Genomic DNA, 18172 nt, shown 5'->3' on the forward strand with positions numbered 1-18172 from the left:
CTATCGACGCACGGAGAAACGTAAATAAGTCTTTGAGGGCTATAGATATGGCTAACACAATTGAGTTTCATTATATGGCCCGAGGAGACACCGGGAGATGATTGGTCGTCCGAGGGTTTTTAATGACGGCCTTCGACCACCGACGTACAGTCGAGGAGTTCCAACCGATGTCCCTCCATCCGAGATTCGAGTTACCGTCCGACGAGACCGGACTCGACCTCATCGACCCGGTCGAAAATCGTTACTTCTCGCTCCGCACGGACGAACCGGCAGACCCGACGCCCGCCGACACCGAACCGTTCGAGTTCCCGGTCGATACGGCCTGCCGGATTTCGGTCGGCGAGATTCGCCTGCCGTATCTCTTGCCGGTGGACGTGCGAACGTTCGACGGCGACCCGCTTCGGTCGGTCGATAGCCCGTCGTCCCACGACCTCACGGCCGACGACTACCTACTGGAACTCCATTCGCCTATCAAAGTGTATCTGCGGGTCTCGGGGCGCGTCCGCATCGAAGCGACGACCGACGAGGTAGTCTTCGAGTTCGGCGACGATGCCGCCATCGAAATCGGCGCGCGGTCGTACCACAGCGCACCCGGCGCGACGATTACGGTCCCGGACGACCCCGACGCGATGATGAAAGCCGTCTCGACGTTCTCGTCTGCGCTCAAGACCCTCTCGCCGGAGCGTGCGTGGCCGACGCTCCGCGGGCACCCGCCGCGAATCGAGCGCGGCGAGGAACTCGACATTCCCTCGGACCTCGACGCGCCCGACACGGGAATCCGGATAACGGTCCCCTCGGAGTACTGGGCGGTCTACACCGTCGCGCCGCTGGCGTACTACCTCGGCGCGGAAGTCGTCCCCGGCGACGGCGCTCACGTCACCGCCGACAGCGGGGCCGCCCACTACCTCGGTGACGAACCGGGCGAAATCGCCGACGCCACCGAGGACCTCCTCAAGCGAGTCTTCTTCCTCGACTGCGTGGTCCGCACCGAGGGCCTGTACCCCGACGAACTCCACGAGCGCAACGTCCTCGAATCCCGCGCCGACGTGGAGTTGGACTTCGCTGGCCTCTACGAGTCCTCGCCCGCCGAGCGACTCGCGGTGTACCTCTCAGTCCCGGACGAGGCAATCGACGCTATCTCCTCGCCGTGGCATCGCGTCACGCACACCGAGGAGAACCCCGGTCCCGAGGAGGCCGAACTCTTGCCCTACCTCGTCAACGACCTCTCGCTGGTGCGGCCGAAGGTCACGCCCGAGGAGTCGGCGGACAGCGCCGAAATCGACGACGAACTGGACGACGCACTCGGGTCGTTTCTCCGGCGGCCCGGCGCGAGCGAGGCCGCCGCTGTCGAGGATTTCTACCGGTCCGCGGACGCGCCGACGCTACGCAGAGACGGCGAGTCGGATGGCTCGGCCTCGGGCGTGCCGGACTTGGACGAGTACGTGACGCTCCCGGAGGTGGACGCGCTGGAACAGGCGTGGGTCGGCGAGGGCACGCCGATTCGCGGGACGAAGCTTCTCAAAGAGGCGTTTACCAACGAGACGCCCGAACCATCGGACGGGACCATCGACATCGCGGTGGTCTGCAACGACGAGAAAATGGTAGAAGAACACGATTTAGTCAGCGAAATCTACGGCAGTCGGGAGGATGCACCGGTTAGCGTTACCTCTGAAATCAGTATATCAACTGGCGAACTACGCGACTTGCTCGCTGAGGACCACGACGTATTCCATTTCATTGGTCACATCGATGGGCAGGGCTTCGAGTGTCCGGATGGTGTCTTGGATGCCGCGACTGTCGAGGAAGTCAACGCGACAATTGCCCTTCTAAATGGCTGTCGCTCACACGACCAAGGTATCGAGTTAGTGAAGGCAGGAGCGAATGCGGCAATCGTGAGTCTTGCCGACTTGTTTAATTCCGGTGCGTCTGAAATAGGCGTGGCGCTGACTCGGTTGCTCTACCATGGATTTGCCGTTGGGACTTCTATGAAGATTATCCGAGAATATACGTCAATTGGCAACCGATACGTAGTTGTTGGGAATCCCGGTGTTTCTGTAGTACCATGCGATGGATTTCTACCGATACTGTGCCATGTAACCGAAAAGTTCGGTGAAGCAGAAGTTCTCAATGTTAATTCAATGGCATATCCAATTCCGGAAATCGGGATTGGTACGGTCTTTGAGCCAGAGATATTCGAAACTGACTATTACCATCTAGCCATCGGAGAACACGTCGATACTAATATCACGACTAATAGACTGAAAAGCTGGATTTCGGCAGATTATGAACCCATAATATTGAATGAAGAATTAATTTGGGGACGGGAATTCCTGACTGAGATGTAGTCTATGGTCCAACTTTTGCACAGCATTTTTCAATTTCGATTCCTAAATCTACCATGGTTACAGACACAAACCAAATAATCTCGACTACTTTCTGACTTTCTTTAATTCTCCTTATGATGTCCGGTTTTCTCATCGTATATCCTGCTAATGAGTGTAGCACCTTCCAATTTTCCACTATTGTAGAATATGAATAATATTTGAACACCGTCTTTACATATAATAAAATAGGACAAGTACGTAACTCTCCCGGAGGTGGACGCGCTGGAACAGGCGTGGGTCGGCGAGGGCACGCCGATTCGCGGGACGAAGCTCCTCAAGGAGGCGTTCGCCAACGAGACGCCCGAACCATCGGACGGGACCATCGACATCGCGGTGGTCTGCAACGACGACCGAATGCGCGAGGAATTGTCCTCGGTCGGCGAAATCTACGGCAGTCGAGACGACGTACCGGCCGACGTGACCTCGAAAGCGGGCCTCTCGACTGGCGAACTACGGAACCTCCTCGCCGAGGACCACGACGTGTTCCACTTCATCGGTCACATCGACGGACAGGGTTTCGAGTGTCACAACGGCATCTTGGACGCCGGAACCGTCGAGGAGGTCAACGCGACGACCGTACTTCTGAATGGCTGTCGCTCGCACGACCAAGGCACCGAACTGGTGAAAGCGGGAGCAAATGCGGCAATCGTGAGCCTTGCCGACTTGTTTAATTCCGGTGCAGTCGAAGTCGGTGAAACCTTAGCGCGACTGCTTCATTACGGGTTTGGTATCGGTGCCACGATGAAAATTATTCGTAGGTACGTTTCAACTGGTGATAGATACGTAGTTATCGGTAATCCCAGTGTTGTGGTAGCGCAATGCGAGAGTGGAATCCCGACGCTATGTCATATTAAGACTATTAATAGGGGCGCGGAGAAAATTAGCGTGATTCCCTATGCGTATCCTGCTCAGGGCTACGGACTTGGGACGAATTTTAAACCCGCTTTTCTAAATGACGAGAAATATTATGTCGCTGTTGGTGAATATACTGATTTCATCACTACGTTTTCCAATCTTGATGAACAAATGTCTAAGTATCAGTACCCGTTAATAGATAACCAAACGTTGGTCTGGAGTGAATATGCTTTCAGTAAGTGACCTATGGCCCCGGTTTTGCACAACAAATGGCAGTTCCGAGGTCGCTATTATTTAAAGTCAGTGCGAGTATCCAAGTCACGTCTATGGCAAGGAGTAACCCATGAGACCAATCGGTGAAATCAAACTGTGCCATCGTATTATCCTATTACCAAATGTAGCACCTTCCAACTTTCCACTGTAGTTCCATAATTGATATTAATTTAAATAAGGGTTGGGTGGTACGCATCTGCACCGATAGCTTCGGACGCGCAATAGACATAGGACAACGAGACGGTTATATCTACAAGAATAGAGAGGGAAATTTTATAAATTTGCCCTGAAAATGACAACTCTAACAACACCCATGTCGTCCTCAAACCCCCGCGATTTCAAACGTGGGTCCGACGAATCGCCTCCCGACGACGATTTCGCGGACTTTCTCGACCTCCTGAACGAGTTGAAATCCACCGGGTGCAATCTTCTCGTCGTCGGCGACGCGCCGCGAGAGTTGTTCACGCAGGCGAGTTCCCGGATGTTGGGGGACGACGACGTGGTTCGCTATCGTACCCTTGCAGTTACGGACGCAACTCCGGAGAGCATCGCCGAGCGACTCCCCGACCCGAGCGAGTCGCCACGCCCGGTCGGCGAGACGACCCACGTTCTCAACCACGCCGGGGCGCTCCGGTCGGTCACGGCCGCGACGGACCCGACCACCCCGCCGGACCTCGCTGGCGTCAAGGAGACCCGTATCGCGGACCCGCAGTTGGCCGGGCTTCAGTCCGCGCTGGTCGAAGCTATCGAGGAGTTCGCAAATCGCGGCGACTCGCTCCATCCGGGAGACCTCCGAGTCGGTATCGACTCGCTGGAGCCGCTTCTCGACCACTACGGCGAGGAGGTCGTTCGGCGCTGTCTTCGCATCGTCGGGGGCTACGTCCGGGACCACGACGCGATGGCCCATTATATTCTGCCGAAACCCTACGACAGCGAGGTCGTACAACTATTCGCCGACGATATGGACGCTATCGTAGAAATTCAGTTGGACGACACGGCCGAGGATGGCCGAGTCGGCAAGCAACGATGGCACGTCCCGAGTAAGGACCTGACCATCGGATGGGCGTCGATTTAACTATTCTATCTGCTCGCGGTACTCGTCGGCGGTCAGCAGGTCGTCCATGCCGCTGTCCTCCGCCAACTCCACCTCGACCATCCAGCCCTCGCCGAAGGGGTCGTCGTTGACGAGTTCCGGCTGGTCGGCCAGCGCGTCGTTGACCGCGGTGACGGTGCCGCTGACTGGCGAGTAGAGGTCCGAGACGGCCTTGATGGACTCGACCACGCCGAACTCGTCGCCGGCCGCGAGGTCGTCGCCCTCGCTCGGGAGTTCGACGAACACCACGTCGCCGAGTTCGTCCTGCGCGAAGTCGGAGATGCCGATTTTGGCGGTGTCGTCCGCGTCGTCTACCCACTCGTGCGATTCGAGATACTTTCGGTCGTCGGGAACTTCGAAGCTCATTGGTCGTCACTCAGAAATGGCGTACTCGCAATCTTAGCTTTTTTCGACTGCCCCCGAACCACGACCCGGACGACGGTGCCGGGGTCCGAGGAGTCGGTCGGTACGTAGCCGAGCGCGATAGGTTCGGAGAGGGTGGGACTCATCGTCCCGCTGGTGACCTCGCCGATAACGTGGTCGTCGGTGTCGGTGATGTCGTAGCCGTGGCGCGGGACCCCGCGGTCCACGAGTTTGATGCCGACGAACTCCTCTTCGACGCCCTCCTCGCTGGCCTGCTCCAAGGCATCCCGGCCCACGAATTCGGTGTCGAGTTTGACCGTCCACCCGACGCCCGCCTCGTAGGGGTTGCGGGGGTTCTCGTCGGCGTCGAAGTCCTGCCCGGACAGCAGGAAGCCCTGTTCCATCCGGAGGGTGTCGCGCGACCCGAGACCGCAGGGCTGGCAGTCGAACAGGTCCCAGACGGCCTCGGCCGAATCGGTCGGGACGATGACCTCGAAGCCGTCCTCGCCGGTGTAGCCGGTGCGGGCGGTCCAGCAGTCAGCGCCGGCGAACTCGACGTATCGCCCCTCGAACTTCGAGATGTCCGAGACCGAACCCTCGGCCGCCGAGTTCACGAGGTTCGGGGCGTCAGGCCCCTGAATCGCGTACATGCAGTACTCGTCGGTGGCGTTGTGGACCGTGGCGTCCAAGTCCCACTCGTCGCGGTGGTCGGTCCAGCGCTGGTGCATCTGCTCGTCGTGGCCCGCGTTGGGCACGAAAAGGAACTCGGCGTCGTGGTCGGCCGGAAGCCGGTAGACCACGGTGTCGTCCAGAATCGTCCCCTCCTCGTCGGTAATCATCGAGTAGTGGGAGTCGCCGTGGCCGAGTTCGCTCACGTCGTTTGTCGTGAGCTTCTGCATCAGCGCGTCGGCGTCGGGGCCGGAGACTTCGATTTGGCCCATGTGGGACACGTCGAAGATGCCCGCCTCGTCGCGGACTGCTCGGTGTTCGACCTTGATGGAGTCGAACTCGACGGGCATGTCCCACCCACCGAACTCGGTGAACGTCGCTCCCTCGGCGGCGTGAACGTCGCGCAGTGGCGGCTTCCGAAGGGTCATACTGGAAGGGTTGCACGCCCGGTACGTAATGCTTTGTCTTCCGGACGCCTGACAATCACTCGCTTTCGAGTAAACTACTGTACTCCGAACCGACCGGTTCGCGCCGTCACGCTGGCGCGTTTATGCCGGTTCGACGACAATCTGACCGTCTCGGAGTTTGTAGACGAGACGGTCACCTTCTTCGACTTCGAGTCCGTCGTCGGCGAACTCCTCTCGGACCGCCTTGATGAGACTGATTCGCCATCGCTGGGTTACTGTCGTCGTACCGAGTATTTTCTCCTCGGAATCGTCTTCACTCATCTACGCCCGTCTTCGGCATCGGTGTTGTTATGGACTCTTAGCTATTTCGACTACAATCCCGAGTTGGTGGAATTGCTGACGGATTATAGGTAATTAAGCCAACTCGATTACGACTTTTCCATCTGAGATTTTATAGACGAGTCGGTCGCCCTCCTCGACCTCATCGTCGTCGCCCGCGAGTTCCTCGCGGACCGCTTCGAGGAAACTGATACGCCAGCGGTCTGATATTTTTGTGGTGCCGAGTATCTGCTCCGTCGTTTTGTCGCTCATCTACTCCCGGCTTGTATTTCGGCGTTTTTATGGATTGTTAGCTATTTAAGCTATTTTGACTATATTGACTACACGACGGCTTCGAACGCTCGGAGGACTGCTCGGAGGAAACGTCGGACGGGAAGGAAAGTGACAGCAGAGCTACGGGTGGTGGTTTCGGGTCGGTCGCTCAGAGGCCCATCCACGGGGTCGCGGCGTCGATGTCGGGCGCGTACCACCGCTGTTCTGGGTCGCGCCGAGGACGCTTCCGGAGTTCGACGCGGGCGTCGAAAAGGTGCATCAGGTCCTCGACGATTTCGCTGTCGGCCGGGACGCGGAGGTGGTAGTGGGCCATGCCCTGCACACCCCGGACCGTCTCGCCGAGCGTCTGGAGGGCGCGCTCGGTGGCGTTGAGGTCCTGCTGGACGAGCGGCGAGAGCGAATCGACGCCCACGCGGAGTTCCGCCGGGTCGAGGCCGTCGGCTTGCTCGTCGTAGAAACTAATCGCGGTCTGTACCTCCTCGCGGAGCTGGCGGGCGTCGTCGGTTTGCAGGGGGTTCAACTCGTCGGTCACGCCCGAAGCAGTCGCGGGGACCGACCGCTCGCCTTGGCGCTGGTCGATAATCCACGTCGTGGGGTCGTCCGAGGAGGTCTCGTCGGGAAGTCGGGCCTCGGCGCTCGTAATCGACTGGTCGGTCAACCCGAGGACGCGAAACCGGCGGTCCGCGCACCCGAAGAAGTTGCGAGAGGCCTGCGCGGATACCGAGTCGGGGACCTCGCCGGTGACGAGAATGTTGCTTCCGACCTGCTTGAGATTGGCGAGCCATTTCGAGAAGCGGGCGTTGGACCCGCCGCGAAACCGTAGCTCCGTCGTCATATACGTATTTTGTCGGAGGTGTTTCTGATAAAATTTCCGGAAAATCCGACTGGTTGGGAGCCGAGCGACGACGCGACACAGAGCGTGAGACTCTCAGACAAGCTTTTACCATTCGAGTGTGAAATGGCATTTAGTATTTACTTCAATTGAAATCATCGGGTTTTTCCCATATATTTCATGGTAGAATACTTTAGAAAAATATAGTTTCTGACAGGTGGTCGTCTGAAATGGATGACGCAGAACGAAACCCTCGAACGAATCGCACAGCACCCCCGACTAGTCGGTTTCCTGTTCACGATGAGTCTGGCCCTCGCGCACGCTGGAAGTGCGGCGGCGAATGGCGCAAGTATGACTCCCGGACCCTGAACTAATCTAAATCAGACGCAGAAATGTCCTGACTCCAGCAGAGTTCGCCATCAATTTCTACCGGAACAAGTGCCTTGTCAAGAATTGAGTCTACTTCGTCGCGTGTTACCTCAAATGTCCCGATGAGACCGGACCCCAGATAGCGAGTCGTCTCCTCTACTGTTGACCGCGCTAGCGTTCCGAGCCGGTGGGTAGAGTTGACGTACGAATACTTGCTGACCAAATACCCATCCTCACCTCGCTGAATTCGGTATTTTAGCGGACTTCCGCTTTCACTCTCACACAACGTCAACCCGCCATCTCCGACAGTCACGTACTCGATTGACACCACGACCTCATCTTTCGCAATATTCAGCGCCGACCGGAGCGAAAAGCCGGAGTTGAGCAGTCTCGCCAGCGCCCGACCGATTTTCGTCGCCGAGGAGTGAACCACCTCGGCCAGCGTGACCACGCCGCCGCGACTCCCCTTCTCGACCAGCGTCGCGCCCTGCTCGTAGGACCGGCAGGCGTTCAGCAGGAAGGCCTCGACGCCCACCGAGTCCAGCGATTCGGCGTCGAGATAGCCGTCGTCGCACTGGAAGCCCTTCGCGTCCACGTGGCCGATGTAGTGCAGGAAGTCGGACTCCGACTCGAACAGCGCGGCGAGTTCGTCGGTGGTGGTCTCGTCGTGAATTTCGACCTCGTAGTTCACGAAGTCCCGGCGACCGTAGAACTCGCCGACCACGTTCTCCTCGGCCATCCGCGGGTCGTTGCAGACGACGTGGACCTCGATTGCCGAGTCGTCGGGCGCGGTGCGCTCGGCCTCGCGGTGCAGGGAGTCGATGGTGACTTTGTTGGCGTTGATGGGGTAGCCCTCGCCGACCCACGCGTGTTCGATGGTCTCGGCGGGTTCGACCTGAAACATCTCGTCGTTCCAGTCGGCGTCGTCGCTGGCCGACCGGGTGAAATCGCCCTCCGCGACTGCCGACCGGGTGAACCGCTCGACGCTCTCTACCGCGGGTTCGACCGAGTGGGCCTGCGGGTCGTCTGGCGTCCGCAGAAGTGAGAGTTCGTCGGCGAAGTAGGGCAGGGCCGCCACGTTCTCGGCCGAGGACGCGATGTCGGTCGTCAAGTGCCAGTCGAGCAGGTGCGGTTCCAGCACCTCGAAGGGCACCGAGAGGTAGGCGGGGAGTTGGGCGGCCAGCGGCCGGTCGTAGAGGTCGGCGAAATCGAGGTCCACCGAGGGTTCGACCTGCTGGCGCTCGTGGAGTTCGACCGGGTAGTAGCCCTCGGTCCGAGTCAGACAATCGAGGAAGAACACCTGCTTGAGGACCCGATTCACCGTGGCCTCGTAGCCACCCGGCCCGTCGAGGGCGTACTCGAAGTCGCCCGCCACCAGTCGCGGGTCCGACCCCGGAACGACCTCCGCGCCGAGGTAGTACGCCAGCGACGAGGCCGGATACACGTACTCGCGGTCGGGCGGCAGGACGAGTTCGACACCCGTATCGGGTTTCTCGATGCCGTCCAACACGTCGAACTCGTCGCCGCGTTCGATGCGGGGCGGGTGCCCACGGAGCGTCGGAAACGACCGCTCGCAGGTGGTGGTCTTGAGCGCGGACCCGAAGTGCGAAATCGCCGCCATCACGTCCTCTATCTCGTCGGTCACGGTGATGGTGCCGACTGGACGCTCGTGGAAGGACCGCGCGCCGACCCGGACGTGCCGGTTCTCGCCGAATTTGACCGTCACCGACGTTTCGCCGGGATGGATTTCCATCGGCCCCTCGACCGTGAGGTAGAGTTTCATCGGCGTACTCTGGAGTTCGACGAGGTACGTGCCGGTCTCGAACGTCTGGATTTCGCTCGCGGTCGCGTCGGCCAGCATCTCGCCGTCTCGACTCCGAACCACGGTCGAGACGAGTTTCGGGACCTCGACCGCTCGCGCGTCGAATCCGACCGCGTAGTTCACCGGAAAGTGGAACTCGTCGGTCGATGCCGGTTCCAGTTCGACGGACTCGGGGGTGTACAACTCGAACCGGGCGTTCTCGATGGGGTCGAAGATACGGACCCCTGTTCGGTCGTCGGGAACGTCGAACTCCATTCGTTGTGAAGCGTGCCTTGCTGTGTTTATAGTTTTACCTGAAAAGCCGACAAGAAATCGGCTCCGACCCGCCGCCCCGAATTCCGGTACTGTTATGGATAGTTGGCGATTACGGCTCGATAGTCGCTAATGACTACTCGGATGAATCAAATCTGCTCGCGGTTGGACCAAACCGGTGCCCGAACCGCGCTGGTCCGCGGAGCGAGCGCACCCTCGCGGCCGCCCGACACCGTAACCCTCGCGCCGGGCATCGCCCGTTCGGTCGGTCCCGACGGCCGAAGCGCACCGCTGTACGTGACCGCCCAAGCCCCGAGCGGCCGGACTGTCCGCGAGTACGACGGCGCGGAGGTCGGTCCGGCGGCCGACTGCGCAGAGGACCTGACCGCGGCGCGCGACCCCCGAGCGGTATGGCTCTGTGAACGCGACCAGATTCGGTCGTGGTGGAGCGAGGAGGTCGCCGACTTTCTGGAGCGACGACTCGCCGACGCCGCGCGCCAAGTAGACGCGCGACTGGTTGTCTGGACCGGCGCGGGCGAAACCGGCGACGAGACCCACGGCGAGGAGGACCCTCGCGGCCCCGACAGGCGTACAGAAAACGACGCGGCGGCCACCGACCGCTACGACGTGGTTCTCGACCGATAGCGCGCCAGCAGGTCGTCGGCCTCGATGCCGACATCGGTGCTTTCGCAGGCCGGGCATTGGACCGCCAGACGGAGGCCGCCCGAGTCGGGGGTCTCCTCGATGTCGAGTGCCCCGTCGGACGCTCCGGCGTCGGAAGCGGCCGCATCGTCCTCGGGACGTGTCTGGTCAGCGCCGGGCGCGCCAGCATCGGGTGCATCCGCGTCGGATGCGTCAGCGTCGGGACCGGGGACCGCGAGCGCGAGTTGGACGAGCAATACGAACGTACCGGTGTGACCGCAGTTGTAGCAGTTCGTCATGGTTGTCGGACCGGCAGGTGCGTTCCGCGCGCCGGTCGGGACGAGTTGGTTCGGTATCGTATTTGAACCTTGGCAGGAGGACCGTGGACCGAGAAAAGAAATACAAATACTTCCTAAGGAAACTAAATTATGTCTTTAAGATAACTATATAATTCCACAGCCGCACAGCACCGCAGACGAGATTTCACCGACGCGGAAGCGTTTCCACCTCAGTCGTCGCTCGGTTCGCCCGCCTCGAAGGGCAGTTCGAGACCGTACTCTTGGGCCTGCGAGCGCCAGAACTCCTCGTAGCCCTCGCGCTCCGGTCGGTCGCTGACCGTACTCTCGCCCGACTGCACCCGGTCGAGTTTGAGGTCTATCTCCTCGATGAGGCGTCGGCCCACGTCGTCGCTGACCGTCCCGTTTCGCATCGCGTCCATGAGGGCGCTCTTTTCCTGTTTGAGGACCCGGCGTTCGCCGACCAACAACTCCTCGCGGCGGAGTTCGGGGTTGTTCTCCAGCAGTTGGGAGATGGCCTCGTTCAGGTCCGTCTTCTCGCGCTCGTACTCCCCTTGGAAGTCCTCGTAGACGCTGGCGGAGAGTTCGCCTGCGTCGTGAAGCCGTCGGGCCGATTCGAGCGCGGCGTCCACCGCCCGAGCGCGCCCCACGAGGAGTTCGTACAACTCCTCGGCGTCAGAGCGCGTCACGATGTCCAGATAGCCCATCGCGTTGCCCATCGTCAGGCCCTGTACGACCAGACTGAACGCCGCGACTCCGAACACCATCGCGCGTAGTTCGTCCCGATGCGGGAAGTTCGGCGGCAGACCCAGCACCAGCGCGATGGGAATCGAGCCGTGAAGTCCGCCCCAGACCATGATGTGCTGGTAGTCGAAGGGCACCGGTCGGTTCACGAATCGGTTGACGGCGGCGACGAGGGGGTAGACCACCGCCCCGCGGGCAAGCACGACCAGCGGGATGGCCAGCAGGATGAGTCGGCCGTGGGTCAGCACCTGATGGATGGGCGTCTTCGCGCCGATGAGCAGGAAGATGAGCGTGTTGACCAGAAAGGCCGCGGTGTCCCACGTGTTGAACACCGAAATCTTGGTCTGGGCGCTCATGGCGCGCTCTGCTCCTCGGTTGCCGATGAGCAGGCCCGCGGTGACGGTGGCGATGACGCCGCTGAAGTAGTAGCCGCCGATGGCGTCGCTCAGGGTGTGTTCGGCCAGCAGGAAGCTTCCGTAGGCCAGCACCAGCGTCAGCACGATTTCGGTCATGTGTTCGTCGAGGCGGTACATGACCTGATACACTGCGAGGCCCGCGACCAATCCGACCACCGCGCCGCCCGTGCTGGCGACCACGATGTCGGCGGACGCGCCGGCGATGGTGTCGAGCGTGACGAGTTCCGCGAGGTCGGTCCCGGCGTCGGTGGACTCGACGACCAGCGCGAACAGCGTCGAGAAGATGACGACGCCCACCCCGTCGTTGACCAGACTCTCGCCCTCCACGAGGACCGACAGGCGTTCGGGTGCGCCTAGCTCCTCGAACAGCGCCAGCACCGACACGGGGTCGGTCGGCAGAATCATCGCCGCGAACAGAAGTGAGACGAGCAGGGGGAACCCGAACGCGAAGTGGCCGACGACCCCGAGTAACAGGATGGCGGTTATCAACCCGACGACGGCCAGCACCAGTATGTGCGAGATGTTCGCCCGGAAGTGTTCGAGGTCGGTGGTGGCCGCGCCCTCGAACAACAGCGGCGGCAGAAAGACCAGCAGGATGAGGTCGTGGGAGAGTTCGATGTCGATGGTGAGACCCAGAATCGACACTGCGAGTCCGGCGAGCAGGAGCGCAATCGTGTAGGGAAACCGGCCGATTTTGGCGACGAAGACGCCGACACCCGCCGCGATGACGAACACTGACAGCAGGTCGATTAGTTCGGCCGCGATTCCAGTCTCGGCGACCATACACCGAATAGACTCGCACGGCCATTAACGTCCGTGGCCCGCCGAGGGATTTCTCGCGGGAAAATCGCCGGGGTCGCTACTCGTACTCGGTGATGGTGAGGTCGTAGCTTCCCGACCCGCTGTAGGAGTCCACGTCGATTTGCATCGGCGTCGAGTCGTCGGGATTCTCGATGAGGACCTGCTCTTGGCTACCGGGGCTTCTCACGCTGTAATCCGCGTTGCTGGGGGTCGCCTTGAGCGTGGTGCCGGTGTTGATGTAGAGGTCGAAGTCGGCGTCCGAGGGACCCGAGAGTTCGACCGTGACCTCGCTCGGATTGTCGAACTCCCACGTGTACTCCCAGTCGTCGTAGTCCGAGGAACCCGTGAGCGAGTCGCTGATAGTGGTGCGCACGGAGTCGCCACGAGCGGTGCCGATGGGGTTCGGGTCGGTCGTGACCGCGTTGTAGGCGTTGACCTGCCCCGCGCCCTGCTTGTCCGACGAGAGACCGATGTCCTTGGCCGTCTCCTTGAGGTGAGTCCGGAGTTCGACGCTGGTGAGCGAATCCCACTGACAGAGGGTCAGGCAGGCGACTCCGGAGACGACGGGCGTGGCCATCGAGGTGCCGGAGAACCGCTCGTAACTGCCTCGGGTCTCCGTCGTGGTCGAGAGAATATCGACGCCGGGCGCACAGAGGTCCACGCTCGAACCGTACTGGGAGAACGACGCCAGATTCTCGCTCGAATCGACCGCCGAGATGGCCATGCACTCGCTGTAGGCCGCGGGATAACTGACCGTGCTGGACCCGTCGTTGCCCGCCGCACAGACCATCAAACAGTCCTGATTGGCCGCGTAGCTCACGGCGTTTTTCATCGTTTCGGTGTAGCCACCGCCGCCGAAGGACATGTTGATGATGTCCGCGCCCTCGTCCGCGGCCCACATGATTGCATCGGCGATGTCGGCAGTCGAACCCGAACCGTTCTCGTCGAGGGCGCGACCGTTGATGAGCGTGCAGTTGCCGATGCCCGCGATGCCCTCGCCGTTGTCTGTCGCGCCGCAGGCGAGGCCCGCGACGATGCTTCCGTGATACTCGTCGGCGGGCGCGTCCGGATACGGGTCCGAGTCGTTGTCTACGAAATCCCGTCCGGGATTCGACGCGAAGTTCGGCTTGAGGTCGGGGTGGTCGTACTGACACCCCGTGTCGATAACCGCCACGGTCACGTCCGAACACCCCTGCGTGATGTCCCACGCATCGTCGGCCCGCACCTGTTTGGGCGCGTACTGGCTCCCGAACTGCGGGTCGTTGGGCGTCAACTGGGTCCGGTGAGTCGCGTTCTCCTCGACGTACTTGACGCCCTCGACTTGTGGGACCTCCTCGGCGAAGTTTCGCCGGGCCTCCTCGGCGTCCTCTGCGGGGAATCCGACCGCGAGGTAGCGCAGGGTCCGGTTCTCGTGGGCGATTTCGGCCTCGGCGGGGACGTGGGGTTCGACGGTCCCCCGGAGGTCCCGGCCGGCCGAGACGCCGACCAGAATCTCGCTCTCCTTCGGGCCGGGGGAACGTCCCGGCCCGGCGACTGCGCCGCCGGTTCCGACGAGTGCGGCCGCACCCGCACCGCCAGTGGCCTCGAGAAACCTCCGTCGGCCGAACTGATGGTAATCCGACATAGGTTTTTATTTCTAATTAGATAACCTAAAATCTAGGGTCGGATACACGTGACGAGGAGACTGCGGTCGCTACCGGGCGACGCACGCGAAAGAAAATGGGAGCAATCGGACCGAGACGGTCGGATTACTGGTACTCGGTGATGGTCAGGTCGTAACTGCCCGACCCGCTGTAGGAATCCACGTCGATTTGGAGCGCCGTCGAGGTGTCCGGGTTGTCGATGGTGATGGACTCCTGACTGTTGGTGGAGTACGACGCGTAGTCGTAGTTGCTCGGGGTCGCGTTCGTCGTGGTGCCCTCGTTGACGTAGAGGTCGAAGTCGGCGTCCGAGGGACCCGACAGTTCCACGACGATCTGACTCGGCGAGCTGTACTCCCAGTTCCAGCTGTAGTCGTCGTAGTCGTAGGAACTGCTCAGGGAGTCACTGACGGTCGAGGAGGTGGAGCCGTCGCCACCGTCGCCACCGTCGCCACCGTCGTCGCCGCCACCGCCGCCGCCGCCGCCGTCGCCGGGCGTGGTGGTGACTGCGTTGTAGGCGTTGACTTGGCCTGCGCCCTGCTTGTCCGAGGACAGACCGATGTCCTTGGCGGTCGCCTTGAGGTGGCTACGGAGGCCACTGACGCCGAGCGAACTGTGCTGGGCGAGGGTCAGACCGGCGACACCGGACGTGACGGGGGTCGCCATCGAGGTACCCGAGAGCTTCTCGTAGCTTCCGCGGGTCTGGGTCGTGGTCGAGAGGATGTCCACGCCGGGTGCGGCGAGGTCGACGTCGCCGTACTGCGAGAAGGACGCGAGGTTCTCGTTGGAGTCAACCGCGGAGATGGCCATACACTCGCTGTAGGCGGCGGGGTACGAGACGGAGCTGGAGCCGTTGTTACCCGCGGCACAGATGGGGAGCGCGCCGTTGTTGACCGCGTAGCTCACAGCGTTCTTCATCGTGGAGGTGTAGCCACCGCCACCGAGGGACATGTTGATGATGTCCGCGCCTTGGTCTGCGGCCCACTCGACGGCGTCGGCAATGTCGGAGGTCGAACCCGAGCCGTTCTCGTCGAGCGCGCGACCGTTGATGAGCGAGGAGTTACCCTGACCCGCAACGCCGGTACCGTTGTCCACGGTGGCCGCGGCACAGCCGGAGACGTGAGTGCCGTGGTACTCGTCCTGCGGCACGTCCGGGGCGGGGTCCGAGTCGCTGTCTACGTGGTCGTAGCCGGGGTTGGACTTGTAGTTAGCCGAGAGGTCCGGGTGGCTGTACTGCGCGCCGGTGTCCACGATGGCGATGGTGACGCTGGAGTCGCCGAACGTGGTGTCCCATGCGCGGTCGGACTCGACCTGCTGGGGCGCGTACTGGCTACCGAAGTCGGGGTCGTTGGGGGTAGCCTGCGTCTGGAAGGTCTTGTTCTTCTCGGCGTACTTGATGCCGTCCTTCGAGGTGACGGCGTCGATGAAGTTCGCCTTGGCCTTCTCGCTGGCTTGGCTGGGGAACTTGACGGCGGCGTAGCGGAGCGTGTCGTTGGTGTGAACGACTTCCGCGTTACCGGGCACGTGCTGAGCGACCTTCTGCTCAACGTCTCCCTGACCGGCGGAGACACCCACGAGGATTTCGTCCTTCTTGGGACCGGGGTCACGGCCGGGGGTTGCCGCCGCAACACCGCTGGTGGCGGCGGCCGCGCCGGCCGCGCCGGTTGCTTTCAGAAATGTACGTCGGTCGAAATTTTGCATGTCTTTGTCTGCCATGCGGTATGGGATACATTACACCCCACCTATTAATATTTTACTTAGAGATAGTAACTAAAAGTCAGAACCTGAAAGGTGAAATATTGATTCCAATATGAATTTATTTCTGACATTTTATCGATTGCTCGAATCGGGTTTGACTCGGTAACTCGACACCGGCTGTCGATATTCGGACGGCGCAGTCGCTAGCCGTTCGAGCGCGAAAGAAAAATGGGAGCAACCAGACCGAATGAGCCGAGTTACTGCGTCTCGGTGATGGTCAGGTCGTAGCTACCGGAGCCGCTGTAGGAGTCGACTCGGATCTGCATGTCCGTCGAGTCGTCGGGGGTGTCGATGAGGATGGACTCCTGACTGTCCGCCGTGTAGGAGCGGTAGTCGTAGTCGCTCGTGGTCGGGCTCGAGGTGGTGCCCGTGTTGACGTAGAGGTCGAAGTCAGCGTCCGAAGGTCCGTCGAGAACGACCTCGACCTGGCTCGGGGAGCTGTAGTTCCAACCGTAGGAGTAGTCGTCGTAGTCGTAGTAGCTACTGAGCGAACCGCTGGCAGTCGAGGTGGTGGTGTCACCGCTACCACCGTCGTCGCCACCGTCGTCGCCACCGCCGTCGCCGGGCGTGGTGGTGACCGCGTTGTAGGCGTTGACCTGACCTGCGCCCTGCTTGTCCGACGAGAGACCGATGTCCTTCGCCGTGGCCTTGAGGTGACTGCGGAGGCCGCTCGGACCGAGCGAGCTGTGCTTGGCGAGAGTCAGACCGGCGACACCGGACGTGACGGGGGTCGCCATCGAGGTACCGCTGAACTCCGCGTAGTCGTCGTTCGGGATGGTGGAGAGAACGTCCACACCGGGTGCGGCGAGGTCAACGTCGCCGTACTGCGAGAAGGAAGCGAGGTTCTCGCTGGAGTCCACGGCGGAAATGGCCATACATTCGCTGTAGGCGGCGGGGTACGAGACGGAGCTGGTACCGTCGTTACCGGCCGCACAGATGGGGAGCGCGCCGTTGTTGACCGCGTACTGGACGGCGTTCTTCATGGTGGACGAGTAACCGCCACCACCGAGGGACATGTTGATGATGTCCGCGCCTTGGTCGGTTGCCCACTCGACGGCGTCGGCGATGTCCGAGGTGGAACCGCCGTTCGGGCCGAGGGCACGACCGTTGATGAGCGAGGAGTTACCCTGACCGACGACACCGGTACCGTCGTCAACGACGGCGGCCGCACAGCCGGAGACGTGGGTGCCGTGCTGTTCGCTCGACGGGTCCGGCGGAGCGGGGTCCGAGTCGTTGTCAACGAAGTCGTAGCCGGGGTTGGACTTGTAGTTCCCGTCGAGGTCGACGTGGTTGTAATCGGCACCAGTGTCAACGACTGCGATGGTGACGCTGGAGTCACCGAAGCCGCTCACGTTGTCCCATGCGGAGGGGGACTCGACCTGCTGGGGCGCGTACTGTTGACTGCGCTTCGGGTCGTTCGTGGAAGCGAACGCCTTGTGGGTTGCGTTCTTCTCGGCGTACTTGATGCCCTTTTTCGAGGTCACGGTCTCGATGAAGTTCGCCTTGGCCTCCTCGTTGGCCGAGCTGGGGAACTTGACGGCGGCGTAGCGGAGGTTGTCGTTCGTGTGAACGACTTCCGCGTTACCGGGGACGTGCTGAGCGACGTTCTTCTCCACGTCGCCCTGACCGGCGGAGACGCCGACGAGAATCTCGTCCTTCTTGGGGCCGGGCTCGCGGCCGGGGGTTGCGGCTACAACGCCACTAGTGGCGGCGGCCGCGCCAACGGCACCGGTTGCTTTGAGGAAAGTACGGCGGTCAAATCGCTGTGTGCTGTCGTCTGACATGCTACATTCTACACAAAGCACCCCTATTATTTAAATCTTAATCATACGCTGTAATAAAGTGGTTTTCGGGTTCCTTTCACCAGTGATAACTGGTCTAGAAAGTCCCGAAAGAACAGTATAAATATAAATTAAAACAGATACGAACGGCGTTTCGGACCGC

The 18172-nt window shown here is 61.2% G+C and carries 16 protein-coding genes; 5 read left to right on the forward strand and 11 right to left on the reverse strand.

The features are described 5' to 3' along the window. Positions 1-122 precede the first annotated feature (122 nt). The 3 genes from P2T57_RS07395 (at position 123) to P2T57_RS07405 (ending at position 4587) form a co-directional block, all read left to right on the forward strand. Complete coding sequence (locus P2T57_RS07395) at positions 123-2345, forward strand: hypothetical protein (protein ID WP_276301843.1); 2223 nt, start codon at positions 123-125, stop codon at positions 2343-2345. A 252-nt stretch (positions 2346-2597) separates the two neighbouring features. Continuing rightward, positions 2598-3482 (forward strand): La RNA-binding domain-containing protein, encoded by an 885-nt coding sequence (locus tag P2T57_RS07400; protein WP_276301844.1) that lies wholly within the window; start codon positions 2598-2600, stop codon positions 3480-3482. 343 nt (positions 3483-3825) lie between these two features. Further along, positions 3826-4587: a DUF7504 family protein gene (locus tag P2T57_RS07405; RefSeq protein ID WP_276301845.1), complete on the forward strand. Its 762-nt coding sequence runs from the start codon at positions 3826-3828 to the stop codon at positions 4585-4587. Here the strand turns inward: P2T57_RS07405 and gcvH are convergent, their stop codons facing one another. From gcvH to P2T57_RS07430, 5 genes are all read right to left on the reverse strand, one after another. Then, positions 4588-4971, reverse strand: a complete 384-nt coding sequence (gcvH, locus tag P2T57_RS07410; RefSeq protein ID WP_276301846.1) for a glycine cleavage system protein GcvH — start codon at positions 4969-4971, stop codon at positions 4588-4590. Continuing rightward, positions 4968-6065 (reverse strand): glycine cleavage system aminomethyltransferase GcvT, encoded by a 1098-nt coding sequence (gene gcvT, locus P2T57_RS07415; protein WP_276301847.1) that lies wholly within the window; start codon positions 6063-6065, stop codon positions 4968-4970. The genes gcvH and gcvT overlap by 4 nt, the downstream gene beginning before the upstream one ends. Positions 6066-6185: 120 nt before the next feature. Further along, positions 6186-6365: a hypothetical protein gene (locus P2T57_RS07420; RefSeq protein ID WP_276301848.1), complete on the reverse strand. Its 180-nt coding sequence runs from the start codon at positions 6363-6365 to the stop codon at positions 6186-6188. A 93-nt stretch (positions 6366-6458) separates the two neighbouring features. Next, complete coding sequence (locus tag P2T57_RS07425; RefSeq protein ID WP_276301849.1) at positions 6459-6635, reverse strand: hypothetical protein; 177 nt, start codon at positions 6633-6635, stop codon at positions 6459-6461. A 169-nt stretch (positions 6636-6804) separates the two neighbouring features. Next, positions 6805-7491, reverse strand: a complete 687-nt coding sequence (locus P2T57_RS07430; protein WP_276301850.1) for a DUF7504 family protein — start codon at positions 7489-7491, stop codon at positions 6805-6807. 231 nt (positions 7492-7722) lie between these two features. On the opposite strand from P2T57_RS07430, the gene P2T57_RS07435 reads away from it, so the two are divergent. Beyond that, on the forward strand, positions 7723-7857 hold the full coding sequence (locus P2T57_RS07435) for a DUF7503 family protein (RefSeq protein WP_276301851.1): 135 nt from the start codon (positions 7723-7725) through the stop codon (positions 7855-7857). Position 7858: 1 nt separating this feature from the next. On the opposite strand, the gene P2T57_RS07440 is transcribed toward P2T57_RS07435, so the two are convergent. After that, positions 7859-9934 (reverse strand): hypothetical protein, encoded by a 2076-nt coding sequence (locus tag P2T57_RS07440; protein ID WP_276301852.1) that lies wholly within the window; start codon positions 9932-9934, stop codon positions 7859-7861. A 129-nt stretch (positions 9935-10063) separates the two neighbouring features. On the opposite strand from P2T57_RS07440, the gene P2T57_RS07445 reads away from it, so the two are divergent. Further along, positions 10064-10576 (forward strand): hypothetical protein, encoded by a 513-nt coding sequence (locus tag P2T57_RS07445; RefSeq protein ID WP_276301853.1) that lies wholly within the window; start codon positions 10064-10066, stop codon positions 10574-10576. Here P2T57_RS07445 and P2T57_RS07450 read toward each other — a convergent pair. The 5 genes from P2T57_RS07450 to P2T57_RS07470 form a co-directional block, all read right to left on the reverse strand. Then, the gene (locus P2T57_RS07450; protein WP_276301854.1) at positions 10552-10872 is read right to left on the reverse strand and encodes a hypothetical protein; all 321 of its coding nucleotides are present in this window, start codon (positions 10870-10872) and stop codon (positions 10552-10554) included. The genes P2T57_RS07445 and P2T57_RS07450 overlap by 25 nt on opposite strands. A 209-nt stretch (positions 10873-11081) precedes the next feature. Then, complete coding sequence (locus tag P2T57_RS07455; RefSeq protein ID WP_276301855.1) at positions 11082-12812, reverse strand: Na+/H+ antiporter; 1731 nt, start codon at positions 12810-12812, stop codon at positions 11082-11084. 76 nt (positions 12813-12888) lie between these two features. After that, the gene (locus P2T57_RS07460) at positions 12889-14454 is read right to left on the reverse strand and encodes a S8 family peptidase (protein WP_276301856.1); all 1566 of its coding nucleotides are present in this window, start codon (positions 14452-14454) and stop codon (positions 12889-12891) included. Between the two features lie 124 nt (positions 14455-14578). Beyond that, positions 14579-16186: a S8 family serine peptidase gene (locus tag P2T57_RS07465; protein WP_276301857.1), complete on the reverse strand. Its 1608-nt coding sequence runs from the start codon at positions 16184-16186 to the stop codon at positions 14579-14581. Between the two features lie 239 nt (positions 16187-16425). Further along, positions 16426-18012, reverse strand: a complete 1587-nt coding sequence (locus P2T57_RS07470; RefSeq protein WP_276301858.1) for a S8 family serine peptidase — start codon at positions 18010-18012, stop codon at positions 16426-16428. Between the last annotated feature and the right edge of the window lie 160 nt (positions 18013-18172).

Origin of the sequence: Halorussus lipolyticus, assembly GCF_029338375.1 — an archaeon.
GTDB lineage: Archaea > Halobacteriota > Halobacteria > Halobacteriales > Haladaptataceae > Halorussus > Halorussus lipolyticus.